The organism is Streptomyces eurythermus (assembly GCF_014649115.1).
Classification (GTDB): Bacteria; Actinomycetota; Actinomycetes; order Streptomycetales; family Streptomycetaceae; genus Streptomyces; species Streptomyces eurythermus.
Map to the genome: position 1 here is coordinate 189,652 of NZ_BMSK01000006.1, position 20,284 is coordinate 209,935.

General features: G+C 71.4%; 16 protein-coding genes and 1 pseudogene. 11 read left to right on the forward strand and 6 right to left on the reverse strand.

Annotation, left to right across the window (positions count from 1 at the left end; all coding sequences use genetic code 11):
• On the reverse strand, window positions 1–1,998 hold the full coding sequence (locus IE251_RS13545) for an alpha-L-fucosidase (RefSeq protein WP_189753150.1): 1,998 nt from the start codon (window positions 1,996–1,998) through the stop codon (window positions 1–3).
• A gap of 392 nt (window positions 1,999–2,390) precedes the next feature.
• On the opposite strand from IE251_RS13545, the gene IE251_RS13550 reads away from it, so the two are divergent.
• The 5 genes from IE251_RS13550 (at window position 2,391) to IE251_RS13570 (ending at window position 8,309) form a co-directional block, all read left to right on the forward strand.
• The gene (locus IE251_RS13550) at window positions 2,391–3,446 is read left to right on the forward strand and encodes a sugar ABC transporter substrate-binding protein (protein WP_189753151.1); all 1,056 of its coding nucleotides are present in this window, start codon (window positions 2,391–2,393) and stop codon (window positions 3,444–3,446) included.
• 45 nt (window positions 3,447–3,491) lie between these two features.
• Window positions 3,492–5,054 carry a sugar ABC transporter ATP-binding protein gene (locus tag IE251_RS13555; RefSeq protein WP_189753152.1) on the forward strand — a complete coding sequence of 521 codons (1,563 nt, stop codon included), beginning with the start codon at window positions 3,492–3,494 and terminating at the stop codon, window positions 5,052–5,054.
• Entirely contained in the window at window positions 5,047–6,084 is a 1,038-nt protein-coding gene (locus IE251_RS13560) for an ABC transporter permease (RefSeq protein ID WP_189753153.1), read from the forward strand. The genes IE251_RS13555 and IE251_RS13560 overlap by 8 nt, the downstream gene beginning before the upstream one ends.
• A 110-nt stretch (window positions 6,085–6,194) precedes the next feature.
• Window positions 6,195–7,529, forward strand: coding sequence for an enolase C-terminal domain-like protein (locus IE251_RS13565; RefSeq protein ID WP_189753154.1), 1,335 nt, complete (start codon window positions 6,195–6,197; stop codon window positions 7,527–7,529).
• A 57-nt stretch (window positions 7,530–7,586) separates the two neighbouring features.
• Entirely contained in the window at window positions 7,587–8,309 is a 723-nt protein-coding gene (locus tag IE251_RS13570) for a FadR/GntR family transcriptional regulator (RefSeq protein ID WP_189753155.1), read from the forward strand.
• A 115-nt stretch (window positions 8,310–8,424) separates the two neighbouring features.
• Here IE251_RS13570 and IE251_RS13575 read toward each other — a convergent pair whose 3' ends face one another.
• Complete coding sequence (locus IE251_RS13575; protein ID WP_189753156.1) at window positions 8,425–8,979, reverse strand: helix-turn-helix domain-containing protein; 555 nt, start codon at window positions 8,977–8,979, stop codon at window positions 8,425–8,427.
• A gap of 192 nt (window positions 8,980–9,171) precedes the next feature.
• On the opposite strand from IE251_RS13575, the gene IE251_RS13580 reads away from it, so the two are divergent.
• On the forward strand, window positions 9,172–10,296 hold the full coding sequence (locus IE251_RS13580) for an aryl-sulfate sulfotransferase (RefSeq protein WP_189753157.1): 1,125 nt from the start codon (window positions 9,172–9,174) through the stop codon (window positions 10,294–10,296).
• Complete coding sequence (locus IE251_RS13585) at window positions 10,293–11,645, forward strand: uracil-xanthine permease family protein (RefSeq protein WP_189753158.1); 1,353 nt, start codon at window positions 10,293–10,295, stop codon at window positions 11,643–11,645. Before IE251_RS13580 ends, IE251_RS13585 begins: the two co-directional genes overlap by 4 nt.
• A gap of 9 nt (window positions 11,646–11,654) precedes the next feature.
• Here IE251_RS13585 and IE251_RS13590 read toward each other — a convergent pair whose 3' ends face one another.
• Window positions 11,655–12,659 carry an ArsR/SmtB family transcription factor gene (locus tag IE251_RS13590; RefSeq protein ID WP_189753159.1) on the reverse strand — a complete coding sequence of 335 codons (1,005 nt, stop codon included), beginning with the start codon at window positions 12,657–12,659 and terminating at the stop codon, window positions 11,655–11,657.
• A gap of 703 nt (window positions 12,660–13,362) precedes the next feature.
• Between IE251_RS13590 and IE251_RS13595 the strand changes: the two genes are divergently transcribed.
• Window positions 13,363–14,202, forward strand: a complete 840-nt coding sequence (locus IE251_RS13595; RefSeq protein WP_189753160.1) for a helix-turn-helix domain-containing protein — start codon at window positions 13,363–13,365, stop codon at window positions 14,200–14,202.
• 489 nt (window positions 14,203–14,691) lie between these two features.
• On the opposite strand, the gene IE251_RS13600 is transcribed toward IE251_RS13595, so the two are convergent.
• The gene (locus IE251_RS13600; protein WP_189753161.1) at window positions 14,692–15,204 is read right to left on the reverse strand and encodes a DUF1203 domain-containing protein; all 513 of its coding nucleotides are present in this window, start codon (window positions 15,202–15,204) and stop codon (window positions 14,692–14,694) included.
• Between the two features lie 270 nt (window positions 15,205–15,474).
• On the opposite strand from IE251_RS13600, the gene IE251_RS13605 reads away from it, so the two are divergent.
• Window positions 15,475–16,197: a S1 family peptidase gene (locus tag IE251_RS13605; RefSeq protein WP_189753162.1), complete on the forward strand. Its 723-nt coding sequence runs from the start codon at window positions 15,475–15,477 to the stop codon at window positions 16,195–16,197.
• An 88-nt stretch (window positions 16,198–16,285) separates the two neighbouring features.
• Here the strand turns inward: IE251_RS13605 and IE251_RS13610 are convergent, their stop codons facing one another.
• Window positions 16,286–17,623 (reverse strand): APC family permease, encoded by a 1,338-nt coding sequence (locus IE251_RS13610; protein WP_189753163.1) that lies wholly within the window; start codon window positions 17,621–17,623, stop codon window positions 16,286–16,288.
• Between the two features lie 236 nt (window positions 17,624–17,859).
• Between IE251_RS13610 and IE251_RS13615 the strand changes: the two genes are divergently transcribed.
• Entirely contained in the window at window positions 17,860–18,921 is a 1,062-nt protein-coding gene (locus IE251_RS13615; RefSeq protein ID WP_189753164.1) for an L-histidine N(alpha)-methyltransferase, read from the forward strand.
• Between the two features lie 39 nt (window positions 18,922–18,960).
• Window positions 18,961–19,086, forward strand: a pseudogene (locus tag IE251_RS40950) (GNAT family N-acetyltransferase); the annotation flags it as partial.
• Between the two features lie 88 nt (window positions 19,087–19,174).
• Here IE251_RS40950 and IE251_RS13620 read toward each other — a convergent pair.
• On the reverse strand, window positions 19,175–20,179 hold the full coding sequence (locus tag IE251_RS13620; RefSeq protein WP_189753165.1) for a hypothetical protein: 1,005 nt from the start codon (window positions 20,177–20,179) through the stop codon (window positions 19,175–19,177).
• Between the last annotated feature and the right edge of the window lie 105 nt (window positions 20,180–20,284).

Here is a 20,284-nt window from a genome sequence, read left to right on the forward strand (position 1 = left end):
TCAGACGGCGGTGATGGTCCACTGGAGGTTCGTGCTGCTGTCCGGCGCCCACAGGCCCACCGTGGAACCGGACGCGACAGCGCCGCGGCCGTCCAGGGCCGTACCCGTGCCGCGGTTGACGATCTGGTAGCGGCCGGCACCCATGTCCACCAGCCGCCACTGCTGGTTGACGCCCCCGTTCCAGGGCGCCTGGCGGGCGTCCGCGCCGTTGGCGCTGTTGCCCCAGCTGTCGGCGGCCATGCCGTTGGTCCGGTTGACGATGCGGTACCAGCCACTGCCCAGGCCGACCAGCTGCCATTGGAGGTTGGTGCTGCCGTCGAAGCTCCACGACTTGAGCACCGAGCCGGAGGCGACGTTGCCGCCGCCGTCCAGGGTCAGGCCGCTGGTGACATTGCTGATCCTGGCCCACGTGGTGGGGAGGTCGGCCGCGCCCAGTGCGGGGATCGGCCCGGAGAAGGTCAGCTTCACCACGTACGCCGGGGCGGTGAACGGCGCGCTCGATGACGGCATGGCGATGTGCAGTCCCGAGCCGTCCTGGGTGCGGCCGGGCAGGCTGGTGTAGGTGCCGGCGCCGGGACCGAGCAGCTGGACCGAGGCGAGTGTGCCCAGGTTGATCCGGCCGGCGGCCAGGGTGCCGATGGTGAGGGTGCTGCCGGGCCAGCCCAGCACGGTCGCGTAGAGGACCGTGTTCGCCTTGTCACGGGTGAAGCGGATGTCGGCGCTGGTACCGGGTCGCGGAGTGACGAAGGAGCCGCCGCCCATCTTCGTCGGGCCTTCGCCGTAGACGGTCCAGGCGCGGGTGGCGTAGACGGACTCGCCGAAACGCTTCAGGTAGTCGCCGATGCCCAGCAGGATGCCGCGCTGTCCGCTGGGGATGGTGCCGTCGGCGGTCGGGGCGATGTTGAGCACCATGGTGCCGTTCTTGCTCACCCGGTCGATCAGCGAGTGCAGCATGGCGGGCAGCGAGTAGTAGCCGATGCCGGCCGTGTAGCACCAGCTGGAGCTGGAGACGCTGTCGTCGGTCAGCCAGTACGGGGACTGGATGTCGGCCGGGCCGCCGCGTTCGAAGTCGTATACCTCGCCCCTGTTGTTCAAGCCGTCCTTGTAGGTGGCGACGACCTCCTTGTCCCAGGCGACGGCGCGGTTGTAGTAGTAGGACAGGAACTTGAGCCGCTGTGCCTCGTCCACCCGGGAGAGGTTGAAGTCCTGCCACAGGATGTCCGGCTGGTACCCGTCGATGATCTCCTTGAGCTTGTCGTACCACAGTTGGTTCTCGGCGGCGGCGCCGAGCTGTCCGTACAGTTTCTTCAGCGTGGTGGTGGACTGCGCGGGGACGTTGTCGTAGAAACCGGTGAAGTTGTAGGCGTGGTGCATGGCCACCATCAGCTTCAAGCCCTTGGCGCGGATCGCGTCGGCGTGCAGCCGGAGGAGGTCCAGCCGGGGGCCTCTGGCCACCGAATTCCACTCGTTGACACCGCTGTTCCACATCGAGAAGCCGTCGTGGTGCTCGGCGACCGGCCCGGCGAACCTGGCGCCCGCGTCGGCGAACAGCTGGGCCCACTCGTCGGGGTCGAAGTTTCCGCCGGCCGACTTCAGCCTGGGCGCGAACTGCACGAAGTTGCCGGCCTTGTCCCGGGCACCGTCGATGAAGTTGTGGTACGGCCACGTGTTCGGCTCACCGTAGACGCTCGTGTGGTGGGTGTTGGCGCGCGAGCCGCCGATGTACATGTTGCGCGGGTACCACTCGTTGTCGTACGCCGGGACGCTGAAGGTTCCCCAGTGGAAGTAGATGCCGAACTTCGCGTCCTGGAACCACTCCGCGGCGGGCGGGTGCTGGTCCACCGACGCCCAGTCGGGGGAGTAGCCGGCGGGGCCGGGGATGCTGACGCCGGTCGGGGCGTCGCCCAGCGCTTCGGCGCGGCCCGCCAGGCCGAGGGACGCTCCGGTGGCGCCGAGCACCGTGAGGAACACGCGACGGCTGTGGGGAGACGCTGGCATGGGAACCTCCGGATCGGACACGGAAACCGCGACGCGCGAGACATCTGACGTTAGGGGCGCCCCACTGTCCGGTCAATGACCCGCACATGGCAAAACGCGAGGAGTGCGCGTGCGTAGATCAGATGTATGGGTCTCCTTCGCGCCACTGGCACCCTCCGCACCGGGGCCGCTGTTCCTCACGATTGATGGGATGGATCGGATGCCCCGGCTTCGGCGCTCGATCCGGAACAGCGCGCGGATCTGGGGTTTTCGAGCCATGTATGTCCAGCCCATGGACAGCTGCCGCAGCCGGTCCTATACATACATCCCATGTCTCCGGGTGGTGGCGAACGCATGCCGTCCAGGCGAACGAACCCTCTTCCGTTCCGGGACCAGCGCAAGGAGAAGCGCCCATGAGACTCAGACTCGTGCTCTGCTCCACCCTCTCCGCCGTGTCCGTACTGACGCTGCTCAACGCCTGTGGCGACTCCGCCACCGCGTCGGGCGACGGGCCGTTGGTCGGTGTCGACTACCCGCGTTCCGACACCGACTTCTGGAACTCGTACATCAGGTACACGCCGACGTACGCGGGGCAGCTGGGCCTCGGCCTCAAGACCACCAACTCACAGAACGACGTCGCCAAACTCGCCGCCGACGCGCAGACGTTCATCAGCCAGGGCGTCAAGGGCATCGCCATGGCCCCTCAGGACACCGCCGCGATCGCGCCGACGCTGGCGCAGCTGGAGGCGAGGAAGATCCCGGTCGTCACCGTCGACACCCGGCCGGACAGCGGCAAGGTCTTCATGGTGGTCCGTGCCGACAACCGCGCGTACGGCGAGAAGGCGTGCAAGTACCTCGGCACCCGGCTCGGAGGCAAGGGGAAGGTCGTCATGTTGCAGGGCGGCCTGGACTCCATCAACGGCCGTGACCGCACGGAGGCGTTCCACGCGTGCATGAAGACCCGCTACCCGGACATCAAGGTGTTCGGGGAGGCCACCGGCTGGGACGGTGCCGTGGCCGCGCAGAAGCTCCAGACCGACCTGACCGCGCACCCGGACATCAAGGGCGTCTACATGCAGTCCAGCTTCGCCCTGTCCGGCACCCTGCAAGTCCTCAAACAGAAGGGCCTGTTGACCGGGCCGCGGGACAAGAGGCACGTCTACGTCGTCTCCAACGACGGCATCCCCGAGGAACTCGCGTCCATCGCCGCGGGCAGGATCGACGCCACGGTCTCCCAGCCGGCCGACCTCTACGCCAAGTACGCCCTGTACTACCTGAAGGCCGCGGTCGACGGGAAGACGTTCCGGCCCGGGAGGACCGACCACGACAGCACCATCGTCCAGGTGCGCGAGGGCCTGCTGGAGGACCAGCTCTCCGCCCCGCTCGTCACCGCCGACGGCGGCACCTACGGCGGCGTCCCCAGCGTCAGGAGCGACGACACCTCCCTGTGGGGCAACCACGTCCGATGACGGACCCGAGGTCCTGCACCAGCACACGGACACAAGGCGGCTGAGATGAGCGAGGGAAAGCGAGCGGCCGACCCCGTGCCCGCCCCGTCGGCCGGCGGGCGGGCACCGACGGACCCACCCGTCGTCGAGGCAGTCGGCATCGTGAAGCGATTCGGTCCGACGGTGGCCCTGAACGGCGCCCGGATCACCATCCGGGCCGGCGAGACCCACGCGCTCGTCGGCCGCAACGGAGCCGGCAAGTCGACCCTGGTGTCCGTCCTCACCGGGCTGCGGGCCCCGGACGAGGGGACGGTCGCCTTCGACGGCACCCCGGCCCCCCGGCTCACGGACCGCGACGCGTGGCGGCGGCGCGTCGCCTGCGTCTACCAGAATCCGACGATCATTCCCACGCTGGCCGTCGCCGAGAACCTCTTCCTCAACCGGCACGACCACGGCCCAGGCGGGCTGATCCGCTGGCAGGCGGTGCGCCGCCGCGCGCGGGATCTGCTGGCGGCCTGGTCCGTGGACGTGGACCCGCAGGCCCCGGCCGGCGAACTGAACGTCGAGCAACGGCAGTTCGTCGAGATCGCGCGGGCCCTGTCCTTCGGTGCCCGGTTCATCATCCTGGACGAACCCACCGCCCGGCTCGACGGCGCGGCGATCAACCGGCTCTTCGAGCGGATCCGCGACCTGCAACGCCAGGGCGTCACGTTCCTCTTCATCAGCCACCACTTGGAGGAGATCTACGACATCTGCGACATGGTGACGGTCTACCGGGACGCCCGCCACGTCCTGACCGCGCCCGTCGAGGACCTCCCGCGCGCCGAACTCGTCGCCGCCATGACCGGCGAGGCGGCCGCGGACCGGCACGCGGAACGGGCGAGCACCGCCGACGCCGACGCGGTCGCCGCGCTGAGTGTGCGGGGCCTGACCGGGGAGAACTACGACGACGTCACCTTCCAGGTGGCCGCCGGCGAGATCGTCGGGCTCGCGGGGGCCGCCGGCAGCGGCCGCACGGAGGTCGCCGAGACCGTCGTAGGACTGCGCGCGGCCGCGTCCGGCACCGTGGAGATCGCCGGGCGGCGGCCACGGCCCGGCAGTGTGCCGGCCGCGCTCGCGGCCGGTGCCGGATTCGTCCCGCAGGACCGGCACCACCAGGGGTTCGTGCCGGACATGTCGATCGCGGACAACGCCACGCTGTCCGTGCCCGAGCGGCTCGGACGCCACGGGTTTCTCAGCCGCGCCCGCCGGGACCGGCTGGCGAGGACCCTGATCGAGAACCTGTCGATCAAAACGCCCGGTCCCGAAGTGCCCGTCTCCGCCCTCTCCGGGGGCAACCAGCAGAAGGTCGTCATGGCCCGCGCCCTCGCCGACGACCCCCGGCTGCTGGTCCTGATCAATCCGACCGCGGGCGTGGACGTGCGCTCCAAGGAGTTCCTCCTCGGCAAGGTCGAGGAGACCGCGGGCACCGGCACGGGAGTGCTCATCGCCTCCGACGAACTCGACGACCTGCGCGTGTGCGACCGGATCCTGGTGATGTTCCAGGGCCGTGTGACCTCGCAGACAGCCCGCGGCTGGCACGACCACGATCTGGTGGCCGCGATGGAGGGAGTGGACCTCGATGCCTGACACCGTCCTCGCGGACCCGTCCGCCCCCGGGAGGCCCACCGCCCGGCGGAAGGGGCTCCTCGGCGGCCGGGTGCCCCTCGCCCGGCTGCGCGACCTGGCCCTCGTCCCCGCGATCGTGATCATCGCGATCGTCGGCCAGATCGTCAATCCGGTGTTCCTGCGCGCGGACAACCTGATCAACGTCCTGCAGACCATGTCCGAGACGGCCCTGCTGGTCCTGGCCCAGACGATGGTCCTGATCGTCAAGAAGATGGACCTGTCACTGGAGTCCACCATGGGCCTGGCCCCCGGTGTCGCGGCCTGGCTGGTGGTGCCGGCGGGCGCGGGACACGGTCTCGGCCTGCTGCCCGGCGCCTGGGCCGTCCCCGTCACCCTCGCCGTCGGGGCCCTGGCCGGCGCGGTCAACGCCCTGCTGATCATCCGCTTCGGGCTCAACGGCTTCATCGTCACCCTCGGCATGCTGATCGTGCTGCGGGGCGTCCTCACCGGCATCTCCGGCGGCCAGACCTTCTTCCAGTTGCCGCAGTCGATGCTGTACCTGGGGACCGCCCAGTGGGGCGGGGTGCCCGCCTCCATCTGGATCTGCCTCGTCCTGTTCGCCGTCGCCGTCGTCGTCCTCGGCTGGACCGGCTTCGGCCGCTCGCTGTACGCCATCGGCGGCAACGTCGACGCCGCCAAGGCCGCCGGCATCCGTACCGACCGGGTGCTGTGGATCGTCATCGTCACCGGCGGCGTGCTGGCCGCCCTTGCCGGGCTGCTGCTCTCGGGACGCCTGGCCTCGGTAGCCTCCGCCCAGGGTGACGGCTACATCTTCACCGTCTTCGCCGCCGCCGTGATCGGCGGGATCAGCCTCAACGGCGGCAAGGGGACGATGTTCGGTGCGTTCAGCGGCATCCTGCTGCTCTTCATGATCCAGAACGTACTCACCCTGGCCGGCGTCCCCGCCCAGTGGATCGGAGCGCTCAACGGACTGATCATCCTGGTCGCGCTGACCATCTCACGCATCACGGGCGGCCAGGCACAGGAATGAAGCGGCCCGGCCGCAGCCGCAACCGCGACCGCCCGCGAGGCGGCACAACTCCCGCAAGCCGTCCCCCGTTTGCCGCCGGGCCCTGTTTCCCCGCTCTTCCAGGAGTCGCCATGTCCTCCGCCGCCCCTCCGCCCGCGGAATCCGCCCGCATCATCGCCCTGGACGTCCACGATATCCGCTTCCCGACGTCCGAACACCTCGACGGGTCGGACGCGATGAACCCCGAACCCGACTACTCGGCCGCCTACGCCGTGCTGCGCACCGACGCCCCCGACGGGCTGGAGGGGCACGCGCTGGCCTTCACCACCGGCCGCGGCAACGACGTCCAGGCCGCCGCCATCGCGGCCCTCGCCCCGTACGTGGTCGGCCTGTCCGTGGCCGAAGTCTGCGGCAACCTGGGCGCGTTCGCCCGCCGCCTCGTCCACGACCCCCAACTGCGCTGGCTGGGACCGGAGAAGGGCGCCATACACATGGCGACCGGCGCGGTCGTCAACGCCGCCTGGGACCTCGCGGCCAAGCGCGCCGGCAAGCCCGTCTGGCGCTTCCTCGGCGAGATGTCGCCCGAAGAACTGGTCGCGCAGGTCGACTTCCGCTGGCTCAGCGACGCGCTCACCCCCCAAGAGGCACTGCGGATCCTGCGGGCCGCCGAACCGGGCCGCCGGGAACGCGTCGCGCGCCTCCTCGAGCGCGGCTACCCCGCCTACACCACGACCCCCGGCTGGCTCGGCTACTCCGACGAGAAGCTGGCCCGCCTGGCGCGGGAGGCCGTCGCCGAAGGCTTCACCCAGATCAAGCTGAAGGTCGGCGCGTCCCTGGAGGACGACGTACGACGCATGCGCACCGCACGTGCGACGGTCGGTGACGCCGTCCGCATCGCCGTGGACGCCAACCAGCGCTGGGACGTTCAGGCGGCGATCGACTGGACGCGCGCCCTGGCCCCGTACCGGCCGTACTGGATCGAGGAACCGACCTCCCCGGACGACATCCTCGGCCACGCCGCCGTACGCGAGGCCGTCCGCCCCGTCAAGGTCGCCACCGGTGAACACATCGCCAACCGGGTCGTGTTCAAGCAACTGCTCCAGGCGGGCGCCGTCGACATCGTGCAGATCGACTCCGCCCGGGTCGGCGGCGTCAACGAGAACATCGCGATCCTGCTGCTCGCCGCCAGGTTCGGGGTGCCGGTCTGCCCGCACGCCGGCGGCGTCGGCCTGTGCGAGATGGTGCAGCACCTCGCGATGTTCGACTACATCGCGGTCTCCGGCACGACCGAGGACCGGGTCATCGAGTACGTCGACCACCTCCACGAGCACTTCGTCGACCCGGTGCGCATCGCCGACGGCCACTACCTCGCGCCCCTCCGGCCCGGACTCGGCGCACAGATGCGCCCGGAGTCCTTGAAGGAGTACACCTACCCCGACGGCCCGGTCTGGTCCGCCCGTGCCTGACGTACGCGACGAACCGGGGACCGGGTCCGCCGCGAACTCCCGGGAGAGGGGGGCGCGGTGTCCTTGACGGACCGGGCCATCGAGCGGATCCGGGAGCTCATCCGCACCGGCGTGCTGCCACCCGGCTCGAAGCTGCCGCCCGAGCCGGACCTGGCCGCCCAGCTGGGCCTGTCCCGCAACCTCGCCCGCGAAGCGGTCAAGGCACTCGCCGTCGCTCGGGTCCTGGAAGTCCGGCGGGGCGACGGCACGTACGTGACCAGCCTGCAGCCGAGCCTCCTACTGGAGGGACTCGGCGGAGCGGTGGAACTGCTGCAGGGCGACGCCGCCGCCCTGCGAGACCTCATGGAGGTACGGCGTCTGCTCGAACCGGTCGCCACCGCACTCGCCGCCACCCGGATCTCGGACGACCAACTGGCGGAAGTGGAGGGCCATTTGGATGCCATGCGCCAAGCGCGTGACGACATCGAGCGACTCACCGCACATGACGCCGCCTTCCACCGCGCCGTGATCTCGGCCACCGGGAACGAGACGCTCCTCACGATCCTGGAAGGGATATCCGGCCGCACCCTGCGGGCCCGCATCTGGCGTGGTCTCGTGGACGACCAGGCCGCGGCCCGGACCCTGGCCGAACACGAAGCGATCTTCCGGGCCCTCTCCGCCCGTGACACCGTCCTCGGTCAGGCCACCGCGCTGCTGCACGTGAGCAACACGGAGCGGTCACTGAGGGAACGGCTGCGCGCCAGCGCCTCCCGCTCCTTCGGGATACCGGGGGAGAAGTGAACCGGGAGGCCGGCGGTGACGTGACGACGCGGCGCCGTACCCGCGGGCCGCTCGGCGGCCTGTCGAGGGCCTGAACCACCCGCGCCGGACCGGCACCGGCGTACCGTGTCACCCGTCAGGGCTCGACCACCTCCACGTGGTCGCCGACAGCGACCACCAGGACCCGCGCGCCCGGTTCGGTGGAGCGCCAGCGGTGCCGGACGCCGCCGGACAGCAGCAGCGTGTCCCCGCGCCCCAGCCGGTGGATCCGCCCCTCGGCCTCCACCTCCACCGAGCCGTCCGCCACGTACATCAACTCGTCGTTGCGGTGCCGGAATTCGCGGTCCGCCTCGTGCTCGCCGACGAACTCCAGCGCGTGCAGCTGATGGCGGCCGCGCACCACCGGCCGGACGCGTGCCTCCCGGTCGAGGCCGCTGTCGTCGCCCGCGCGCACCACGTCGACCGTGCGGGTCTCGTCCGAGGCCGCGAGGAGCTGTACCGCCGTGGTGCCGAGGGCGTCCGCGATCCGCTGCAACGAACGCATGCTGGGGCGCGCCCGGTCGTTCTCGATCTGGCTCAGGAACGGGGAGGACAGCCCGCTGCGCCGCGCCACCTCCGCGAGCGTCAGGTCGAGTGCCCGGCGGCGACGGCGTACGGCAGCACCCACCCGAGGTGTGTTCCCGGCCTCCATGGTCGTCCCGTCCCTTCCCGCCCCGCGGCGCCGTTCTCCCTGGCCGACGGTGCCTGACGGCACCTTACGCGGCGCACGCCGAAAGGCCGCAGGCGGTTTCGTACTGCCGACACACGCCCGTCACACAACCTCTCTACCGTCAAAGTCGATTGATGTCGTCAAAGAAAATTTGAAGAATCGAGGAGTTCCGACGTGCCCCCGATCGACCAGAACTCACGCCGCCGGCGTCCCACCGGCCTCATCGCCCTCGACGAGACGGCCGTGTGCGACGGCTACACCCTCTACGCACCGCTCACCGGCACCGGCGAGGTCTACCTCATCGACATCCACGGCCGCACCGTCCACCGCTGGGACCTCCCCTACCGGCCCGGCCGCCACGCCCGCCTCCTGGCCGACGGAACCCTCGCCTACAACGGGGTGCTGCCGGGGGAGAAGGCCCTCTTCCCGATGTGGCACAAGTACCGGGGCGGCGTCATGCTCCGCGCGGCACCCGACGGAACGGTACTGCGGGAGCACCGCGACCCCCTCCAGCACCACGACGCCCACCACCTCGACGACGGCCGGATACTCTACACGGCCCTGGAGCCCCTGACCGGCGCCCAGGCGGCGGCCGTACGGGGCGGAGTGCCCGGCACCGAGGCCGCGGGCGGCGTCGTCTGGGCGGACACCATCAAGGAGGTCGGCCCGGACGGTGAACTCCTGTGGTCCTGGCGCGCCGCCGAGCACCTCGACCCCGCGTCCTTCCCGCTGCACGAGGCGTACGCCCGGGAACACTGGCCCCTCGTCAACAGTGTCACGCCCCTGCGGGACGGCAACATCCTCGCCAGCCTGCGCAGCGTTTCGGCCGTCGTCGTCATCAGCCGCGAGACCGGCGAGATCCTCTGGCGCAGCCGCCCCGGCACGGTCAGCCAGCAGCACGCGCCCACCGAACTGGACGACGGCAGGCTGCTGGTCTTCGACAACGGCGTCTTCCGGCCCGGCCACGACGTGCCGTACTCCCGCGTCATCGAGATCGACCGGGCGGACGGAGACATCGTGTGGGAGTACCACGACCCGGCCCGCGAGTTCTTCTTCGCGCCCTTCATGGGCTCCGCGCAGCGCCTGCCGAACGGCAACACGCTCGTGACCGACTCTCCGTCCGGGCGGTTGTTCGAGGTGACGAAGGACGGCTACCTGTGCTGGGAGTACGTCGTCCCGTACTTCGCTGGCTACCAGGAGAGCGAGGTCCGGGGCCTCTTCCCGTCCGAGCCCAACGCCGTCTTCCGCGCCTACCGTTACACGGCGGCCGGCATCCCGTGGCTGGACGCGACGGCATGACGACCACCCCGGCCCCGGCCGCCCCCCGCTCCGCCGAAGCCGTCGACGCGCGGGTGCCGTTGCGGCGGCTCGTACCGCTGGCTGTCCAGCACGTCCTGGCGATGATCGCCGCCCCCGTCTCCACCGTCTTCCTCGTCGCCGGCACCCTGCGGATGCCGCCCGGCACGACGGCCTCGCTGCTGAGCGCCGTCCTGCTGCTGTGCGGCGCGGGCGCCCTGCTCCAGTCCCTCGGAGTATGGCGGATCGGCGGCAGGCTGCCGTTCGTCATGCTGCCCGGCGGTGCCGCGACGGCGCTGTTCCTCCAGATCGCCCAGGAACACGGCGCGCCGACCGCCACCGGTTCCGTCCTCCTGGCGGCAGCGCTGCTGCTCGCCGTACTGCCCCTGTACACCCGTGTCGTACGGCTCTTCCCGCCCCTGGTCATGGGCGTGACCGTCCTGCTCATCGGGATCGCGATGATCCGCGTCGCCGCCCGGCTCGTCACCGGTCCGGACGGCAGGGGCGAGCCGCGCGCGGTACTCCTGGCCGCGCTCACGGTCGCGGCGACCGTCGTCGCGTACGTGCTCCTGCGCGGTGTCTGGCGGCAGACCTCCGTCCTCATCGGGATGGCGGCCGGAACCGTCGTGGCGGTGACGACCGGCCTCGGCGCCTTCGCCCCCGCGGCCGGCACGGGCTTCGCGCTGCCCGCTTTCCTGCCCTTCGGCGCACCGCGCTTCGACCTCGTGGCCGCCCTTCCGCTGCTCGTCTTCAGCCTCACCACGCTGGCCGAGATCACCGGGCAGACCGTGCTCAACAGCGAGACCGTGGGCCGGACCCCCGCTCCCGAACGGGACGTTCCGCGTGTCGCCCGCGCCGACGCCCTCGTCTCCCTGGCCGGCGGACTGTTCGGCACATCCCTGATGATCACCAGCGCCGAGAACATCGGCATCGGCCGGCTCACCGGGGTCCGCAGCCGTTTCGTGACCGCCGGGGCAGGTGTACTCCTGGTCGTCGCCGGCCTGGCCACGCCCGTGTCCCGGGCGCTGGCCGGCATACCCGAGGCCGTCGTGGGCGGCTCGGCACTCGTCGTCTACGCCGTCATCGCCGTCATGGGCGTCGAGATGCTCCGCCGAGCCGACCTGTCCGGCCCGGGCACGGGCAACCTGACGGCCGCGCTCGCGCTCACGACGGGACTGCTGCCGTTGCTCAGCCCGGACCTGTACGCGGGGTTCCCCGAGTGGGCCCGTACGATCCTCGGCAGCGGCGTCGTCGCCGGAACCCTGACAGCGGTCCTCCTCACCGCGCTGCTCGGCCGCTTCGCCCCCGTGAGCCGGGCCCCCGCCCCGCAGCAGCCGTGTGTACGGGAGTGACCGGCAACCTCAGGGCGTCCGCAGTGTGTCGTCGAGGAGTGCGTGGCCCTGCGAGGTCAGGCTGTGGTGCATGGTGTTGCGGTGGCGCGTACTCGTGATCAGGCCCGCCTGACGCAGGACACCGGTGTGCTGGCTGACGCCGGGTGGTGAGATGTCCAGGCGGCGAGCGATCTCGGTGGTGGTCGCGCCATCCGCGCAAGCGGCCAGGACAGCGGCGCGTGTGACACCGAGAAGGGCGGCGAGCGCTTTATGGGTGCCGGCCGCGTCGCCGGGCGACCATATGCCGCGCACGACGGAGGGGCTGCGGGGAATCGGATAGATCAGGATGCTTTCCCCGTCGCCGGCCGGTGTGAACAACAACGGCAGCGGGCCGCAGAACAAAGCGGGGGCGAGAACCAGGCCGCGACCGTTGAGGTGAATGTCCACCACCCTGCCCGGTCTGTACTTGGGTACCTGCAGCGTGGGCGGATCCCAACGCACCGCGGGGGCCAGGGCCTTGAGAGCGGCACCGATGCCGCTGGTCGCCATGAGCGTACCCATCAGGCTGACATGGGCACGGACGTGCTGTCGGATGCGGTGCCAGTAGGGGGCCAGAGCGGCATCGTGGTACTCACTCAACGCATCCGCCAGCCGGCCCAGTCCGCCGCCGCGCCGCCCGGGGTCGGCCAGCCATCGGGGTCTGCATCGCTCGGCACCCTCCGGGGGCGTCAGCTCACTGCGCAATACACCGGGCGGCGCACCCAGCAGGCGATCCCGTCCATCCTCCATCGATGCCACCGGCCCCAGAGAGGTGTACAAGTCGGCGATGAAACCACTGGGGTTGGCGAGAAAGCGCGCCGCCTCACGCGTGTCATGGGGCACCCGAGGACCCGTGCGTCTGCGCCAAGCGTCGAAGAGCACGCGGTCGTGCCGACTCTGCAGCATCTGCAGACTCAACTGTGTCTCGGCCATCGGCCCGAGTTCCACGATCCGGGTCCGGACCAGATCCTCCATGGTCAGCACGATGCGTTGCACGGTACCTTCCCCCGCCCGCCGATACCTTCGTGAACAGGGACATTGCGTCACGCCTGAACGTTGTTGTCGACGTGGTTCCCGGACAGACATGCTCACGGTGTCGAACACGGACGGCGCACCAGCGGGGGACTACTCCGGCGCGGGAACCACGGGGGTGTTTCCGCGCCGGCGTTCTTCGTCCTCCATGTCACCTCCGCCGAGCGTCACCAAGTGCTCGGGTGCAGAGGGACGGACGGCCGACGGGCTTGCGGCGCGAGGGTTGTCGGCCATTCGGATCCGGGCCGGTGACGTCGGCCTCCGGGGACACCGTGCCGCGTTCCGCACCGCTGATCTGCCCGGATGCCGGACGGAGCCGGCACCCGTGGGATGCCTGTCCGCCCGGGGCATGGCCGGATAGCGCGGTCGGCGCCCGCGGGCGGCGGTTCGCGGACCGGGCAAGGTGTATCAACGGAACGGTACCGAGGCGAAAGCCCCGGAAGATCCGTGGCGCGTATGGGGGAAGCATGGCGCGTTGGAGGGAACTACCGGATCCGCCGGAACGGAGAGAGCGGCAGCTCGTCGTGCGCTCACGACGACGCCACCTCAAGACGGACCCGTGCGTCCACGGGCCGCGGACCGACGCGGCGGCGACGCCCCGGCGGAAGCCGCCCGGGCTGCCGGCGGACGGCGCCGTGGGCCCGCACACCCGGCGGGTGCCGCGCCGATGACCGCCCTCGCACCGGAGTGCGCGGCGTTGACCGAGGGTCTTCGTGCCGTCAGAGCACGTACCGGTCTGAGCCTGACGGGGCTGGCGGAGCGCACCCCCTACAGCAGGTCGTCCTGGGAGCGTTACCTCAACGGGAAGAAGCCGGTACCCCGGCAGGCCGTCGAGGCGCTGTGCGCGATGGCGGGAGAGCCCTCCGCGCGGCTGCTCGCGCTCTGGGAGCTGGCGGACGCCGAGTGGAGCGGGCGGGCCCGGTCCACCCGCCCCACCGTACCGCCCGTACCCGCGGCGCCCCCGGCCTCGGCGGGCGCCGGCACGGGTGCCGTCGGCAGGGCTCGGCGCGAGTACCAGCTCGTCGTGGGGGCGGGCCTGGCGGTGGTGGCCGCGGCGATGACCGGGGTGCTGATCGTGGTGCTGTCGGTGCTGAGCCCGGGCACCGGGCATCCGGCGAGGGCGGCGCTTCCCGCGCTGGATCCCGTTCCGGGATGCCAGGGCAGGACGTGTGAGGGGAAGGATCCCGACCGCATGTTCTGCGGACTGCCCGGCCGGGCGGACTCGCTCGGGCCGGAGCATCGCACCGCCACCGGCGCCCATATGGAGATCCGGTACAGCACGGTGTGCGCCGCCGCGTGGGGCCGGATCTGGCATGCGAGGGTCGGGGACGCGATCGAGCTCTCGGCCCCTGGCGCCCGCTCGCGCCGGACCGTCATCGAGAACGCGTCGGACACCGGTGTCTACCGCTTCACCGAGATGATCGGCGCCCCCGCCAGATCCACCCTGCGCCTCTGTTTCCTGCCGGTGTCCGGCGCGGGCCGGAGGGAGTGCGTCACCCCCGGCTGACGGGGGGCCGAGCGGGGCCGGGCAGGCTTGGCGGGGGCCGGCTCCGGCGAGGCACGTGGCCCCGGTGTGTTCATCCGGATCTACCGCTTGGCGTTGCTCCGTCAGGTCCCGGTCCGGCACGGCCCACATGCTGCGCTTGTGGGACGTGGTGACAGGTCGCTGTGCCGGCCGGCTGGAGGGGCACGGGTGCGATGGGGACGCGGTGGTGAGGACGAAGTCGCCCCCGGGCACCGCGTGCACGGCCCGCGGCATCCCGGCGCCGGACCCCGCGCCGAGCCGGCGGACGCCCGCAGGTCCCACACCCGCACCGTGCCGTCGCCGTCCCCGGTGACCGCGAACCGGCCGTCAGGGGTGACGCAGACGTAGTGGGCGCCCGTCCCGCCGAGGCGTGACCGCCGTCCGGGGCCGCCCTGACCGCGTTCCGCGTCCCCGCGTCCCCGCGGATCCGTGCCCTGCCCAGGGCCTGCGGACCTCGGATCCGTTCCCCGGTCAGGGCCTGCGGACCTCGTACTGGAAGCAGCCGTACTCCACCGCCCGTACGTGTACGAGGGCGACTTGGGGGTCGCTGAAGGCGGTGTGCAGGGCCTGTTCCACGACGGTCTGTGCCCGGACGGGGTCGGCCGGCAGCTGTACGAGCGTGCCTCCGCTGATCCAGCCTTCGGCGTTGTAGCGGCGGAAGACGCGCTGGGCGCCGGTCTCGGCGAACGGATACCCGGACTCCGGATCCGGGCCCGGGCAGGTGCCGGCGTGGATGAACACCGGGCCCACCTCGTCGTAGGCCCCCGGGTCGGCGCCCGCCTCCACCGCCCAACGGCGCAACGGGGCGTACGACACCAGTGAGATCCGCTCACCTGCACGGCTGCGGCGCAGACAGCAGCGCAACGGCGCTCCGTCCATGTCGTACACGTAGGAACGGGGAACCGCCCCGGCGTCGTCGCGTTCGCGGAGCTCGTCGAGGACGTGGGGAGCGATGGCAAGCGGCTGATGGGTCAAGGGTGTCATGTGTTCAGGCTGCGCGATCGGGGCCGCCGGTGCCTGCGGGAATCCGACATCGAGTTCGGCCGCTCGCGACGCAGGCGCCGCCGGTACGCCGGGCATAACGCGAGGTTATGGCGAAGTGCTAGTACCCGGGTCACGGCTCCTTCCCGAAAGCTAGGTCATGTCCATGCCGTAAACGCCGTCTTGTGGCGGCGCATCTCCATGGACACGGCCCGCGAGGCCGTCCACCCCACACATGTGCGCTTCTCCAGGCGCCCTCCGGATCGAGGAACCTTGCGTATTTCAAGGCTTGCGCCCGCTCTCGCCGCGGCGGCGGTCTCCGTCCTCGCGCTGTTCGCCCCCACGGCCTCCGCCGCGCCGACGGCGGCCCCCGTCACCGCCAGGGGTTCCCAGCCCATCATCGGCGGCGGGTACGCCACGAGCGGCCCCTGGGCCGCCCGGCTGTACTCGAACGGCCAGGAGACCTGTACGGCGACGATCATCGCCCCGACCTGGGTGCTCACCGCGAAGCACTGCGTGTCCGGCGGCTCGCTGTCCTTCCGCGTGGGCAGCCTGGACCAGTACAGCGGCGGCACGGTCGCCAACGGGGTCCAGACCTACACCCACAGCGCGGACCTGGCGCTCGTCCGCCTCGACCGCTCCGTGTCCACGACCTACGCCTCCCTCGGACAGCCCGGCACGGTGCGGGTCGGCCAGAGCGTGCAGGTGTACGGCTGGGGCGCCACCTCCCAGTGCGGCTCGGAGATCAACTGCCAGTCCCGCTACCTGAAGGTCGCCAGCGTCACCGTGTCCAGTGGCTGCACCGACGCCTACGGCGGCTCCGCGATCTGCGCCTACCGGGGCAACGGGATCACCGCCGGCGGTGACTCCGGCGGTCCGATGATGGCGAACGGCGTCCAGGTCGGCGTCGCCTCGACCAGCGACCGCCAGACGAACACGGCGTACACCAACGTGACGGCGTACCGCTCCTGGATCCAGTCGATCGCCGGCGTCTGAACCAGCCCGCCCGCCCCGTCCCCAGCGGGGGCGGGGCGGGCGGTACGGCCGGCTCCGGCAGCGGACGCCGGCGGCGGGGGTTCGCCGCTCAGGACGAGGCCCGGCGGCGGTGCAGGGCGGCCACGGTTCCCAGGGCCACGCCGACCGCGATGACGATCAGCCCGCGCGCCCAGACCTCGGCCTCGACCCGCGTGGCCAGCACCACGCAGGAGACCGCTCCCAGGACGGGGACACCGGTGTACGCCCGGAAGTGGGGGTGCGCCGGGCGGTCGCGCCGCTGGACCAGGACGGCGGTGTTGACGAGGAAGAACACCACGAGGAGCAGCAGCACCAGGGTGGAGGCGAGGGTCGCCACGTCTCCGGTGAGCGCCAGCAGGAAGGACAGGGCGGTCGTGGCCGCGATCGACGCCCACGGAGTGCGCCGCCGGGGAAGCACCCGGGTCAGGAAGCGGGGGAGGAGGCCGTCCCGCGCCATGCCGTAGGCCAGCCGGGAACTCATGATGCCGGTGAGCAGCGCACCGTTGGCGACGGCGACCAGGGCGATGGCGCTGAACAGCTTCGGCGGCACCCCGCCCGCCTCCTTCACCACTTCCAGCAGCGGACCACTGGAGCGGGCCAGTGTCCCGGTGGGGACGGCGGCCGAGGCGACGACTCCGACGAGGACGTAGACGGCACCCGCCGTCACCAGAGCGCCGAAGAGGGCGCGAGGATAGGAGCGACGCGGGTCGCGGGTCTCCTCGGCGACGTTGACGGAGGTCTCGAAGCCGACGAAGGAGTAGTACGAGAGCACCGTTGCGCTCAGGACGCCGGCGGCGGCCCCGGTGTCGGCGGTGCCGAGCCGGAGGAGCCGGCCGGGGTCCCCGTCGCCGCGCAGCCACAGCCAGGCCCCGAGTCCGACGACGAGGAGGAGGCCGCCGACCTCGATGACCGTCGCCGCCACGTTGGCGCGGGTGGACTCGCTGATGCCACGGGCGTTCAGCAGGGCCAGGCAGCACAGGAAGACGGCAGCCACCAGCACCACGGGCAGGCTGACGAAGGCGGTCAGATAGTCACCGGCGAAGCCCCGCGCCAGCGCGGCGACGGACACGATGCCCGCGGCGAGCATGCAGTACCCGGCGAGGAAGCCGGTGAACGGCCCGTACGCGAGGGTGGCGTAATGGGAGGCACCGCCTGCCCGGGGGTATTTCGTGGCGAGTTCCGCGTACGAGGCGGCGGTCAGGAGCGACAGCAGCAGGGCGAGGAGCAGGGGCAACCACACGGCACCGCCCGATTCCGCGGCGATCTGGCCGACGAGGACGTAGACGCCGGCGCCCAGCACGTCGCCGAGGATGAAGAAGTACAGCAGAGGGGTCGTCAGCGCCTTGTCGAGCGCGGTGGTCCCGTTCCGCGGTGAGCCGTCGGTGGTCGGTGGGGAGGGAGTGGTCACTCCTGCCGCCTACCCCCTGTCGGTGCGATTACCGAAGGAACGGATGTGACGTGCGCTGAACGGCCCATCGGCGCGGTCCACCCGTCGACGTGACGGTCCGGACGGCACCGCATGACCCCCGTCCGGCTTCGTCCGGCCGCCGACGCGCTCCCGATTCCTCCTTGATGTACCTTTCGCAAGGTGTGTTCCATTTTGGTGATGTGCTTCGGTGAGGGCTCGCCGACGAGGAGAACGGGATGACCGAGTCACGCGTTTCGGCACCGGTCACGGAGGTCGCGCTGCCGTGGGCGGCCGATGGCCTGTCCGGTACGCCGAAGGAGGGACTCCGGGCCGGGCTCACCGCTCCCGTCCGGCACCGCAGGATTCCGTCGCTCTTCGGCTACGACGAGACCGGTTCGCACCTCTTCGAGGAGATCACCCGGCTGCCCGAGTACTACCCGCCCCGGGCCGAGCGGCGGCTGCTCACCGAACACGGCGACGACCTGGTCGGCCTGGCGGAGCCGGCCGAGCTGGTGGACCTCGGGGCGGGCAGTGCCCTCAAGTCCGAGATCCTGCTCGCGGCGATGGACAGGCACGGCCTGGCGCGGGCGTACACGGGCGTGGACGTCAGCCCCGAGCCGATGCGGGAGGCCGCCGGCCGCATCCGGCGGCGCTGGCCGGGAACCCGGGTCACCGCCGTGCACGGCGACTTCCTGGCGGCCCTGGAGTGGCTGGACCGGGCGGAACGGGTCGCGCACAGCGCCGCGACCAGAGGCGACGCCAACGGCTCGGGCAGCCGCCTCCTGACGCTCCTCGGCAACACCCTCGGCAACCTGTCCGAACCCGAGCAGACGCGGTTCCTGCGCGCCGTCCGTGCCGGCTGCGCCCCGAACGACCACCTGCTGATCTGCGTGGACCTGAACGAACCCGTCGAGGTGGTGCGGCGCGCCTACGCGGCCGGATACACCGGGCCGCGTCCCGTCCGCCGGATGTTCGCCCTGAACACTCTTTCGCACCTCAACCGCCGCTACGGCGCGGACTTCGACGCCGACGCCTTCGAGCCGGAACTCACCTACGACGTGGCACGGCGCGAAGTGCGCGGCGGCCTCCGCAGTCTGCGCCGGCAGCGGGTGACCCTGCCCGGGCTGGGGCTCGCGGTGGACTTCGACGCGGGCGAGACGCTCCTCCACGACGTGATCCGCAAGTTCACGGTGGACGACCTCGTGCGCGCGGTCGGCGAACACGGAATGCGCTGCCGGCGGCACTGGGTCGAGGAGGAGTTCGGCTACGGGGCCTTCCTCTTCCAGCCGACCCGCTGACGGTCCGTCCGCTGGGGGACCGGGCGTGCGATGAGTTGCCTCAGTGGCCCCTGGCCGCGTGCCGAGCTCGAGCGCGTGGTGCCCGAGGTTCCCGGGCGGCGCCCCGGCGTCTTCGTGGTCGATCTCGGCGGAGCGATGATCGGGATGATCACGCTCGACCGGCGTGCCACCGGGCCCTGCTGGTAAGACACGCGAAGTCCGGGCCGGACGGCCGCCGGCCCGGACGACACCCGCCGCCGCGGACAGGTGCCGGTCAGCCGCAGTCGTACGCGACCGGCCGGCGGGATTCCACACCGACCAGTGTCCGTTCGTCGTTGCTCAGCCAGTCCAGGACGAACCCGGAGGCGACGGTGGACAGCGGGTCGCTGACCGCACCGTCGCGCCAAAGCACCGGCCGTCGCTGGGAGTTCACGAACCGGTGGCCGCCGACCGTACCGTTGCCGCCGACGGCCGTGGCGTTGACGGCGCCGCCCGCGATGGTGCGGACGAGCCCGCCGCGCGCGGTCCACTCGGCCGCGGCGCTCGTGTCGTTCAGGCCGCCGACGACACGGCCGTCCCGGATGGCCCACGGGGTGCCGTTCGGCGCGAGCTTGCGCCACTGGCCGTCGGTGTCCCAGACCAGTCCGCCGACGCTCGAGTCGCTCTGGGCGATGATCCTGCCCTGGCTGTCGACGTCCTGGAGGTGCAGGTAGGTGACATCCGGGGTGGGCAGCACCCGGTAGGTGCCCGGCGCCCCGGCCGGCCACACCACCACCCGGAACTTCAGATCGACGGTGGCCGTGCCGACGATGTCGCCGTTGTCGCTGACGAGATCGGCGGAGTAGTTGTCCCACGCGGGGTCGCCCGGCAGTTGGTGGGTCGTGCCGTCGTGGTCGACGGTGATCCCGACGAACTCGTTGCCGACGATGGTGTCGCCGACGACCGACCCGGACGCGTTCACGTCGTTGAGGTGCGGGATCTCACCGGAGACCCGCAGCGCGACCTTCCCGTTGTCCCACAGCGTGCCCCGTGCGTTGGTGATGCCTTCGCCCATCCACGCCCGGTTGCCGGTGATGCCGACGGCCCAGCGGTCGCCGTCGTAACCGTCGAGCGTGCCCACGTCCGCACCGGCGGGCAGGTCCCACACCGTCTTCTGCCATGTGCAGGCCGCTGCCGCCGCACCGGCCTGGCCCGCGGGTAACGTCACCAGCCCCGCCACCATCACCGACACCGAGCCCAGCACTGTCGCGAGCGCGCGCCTTCTACGTCGATCCGACACCGGATTCACCCTCCTGTTGGTGTGATCGCCCCAGCCCAGCACGTCCGCCCATAGCGGCGCTATAGAGGCGCGATCCGCGGGCCGGGCGCCTGCCCCGCGGCGCCG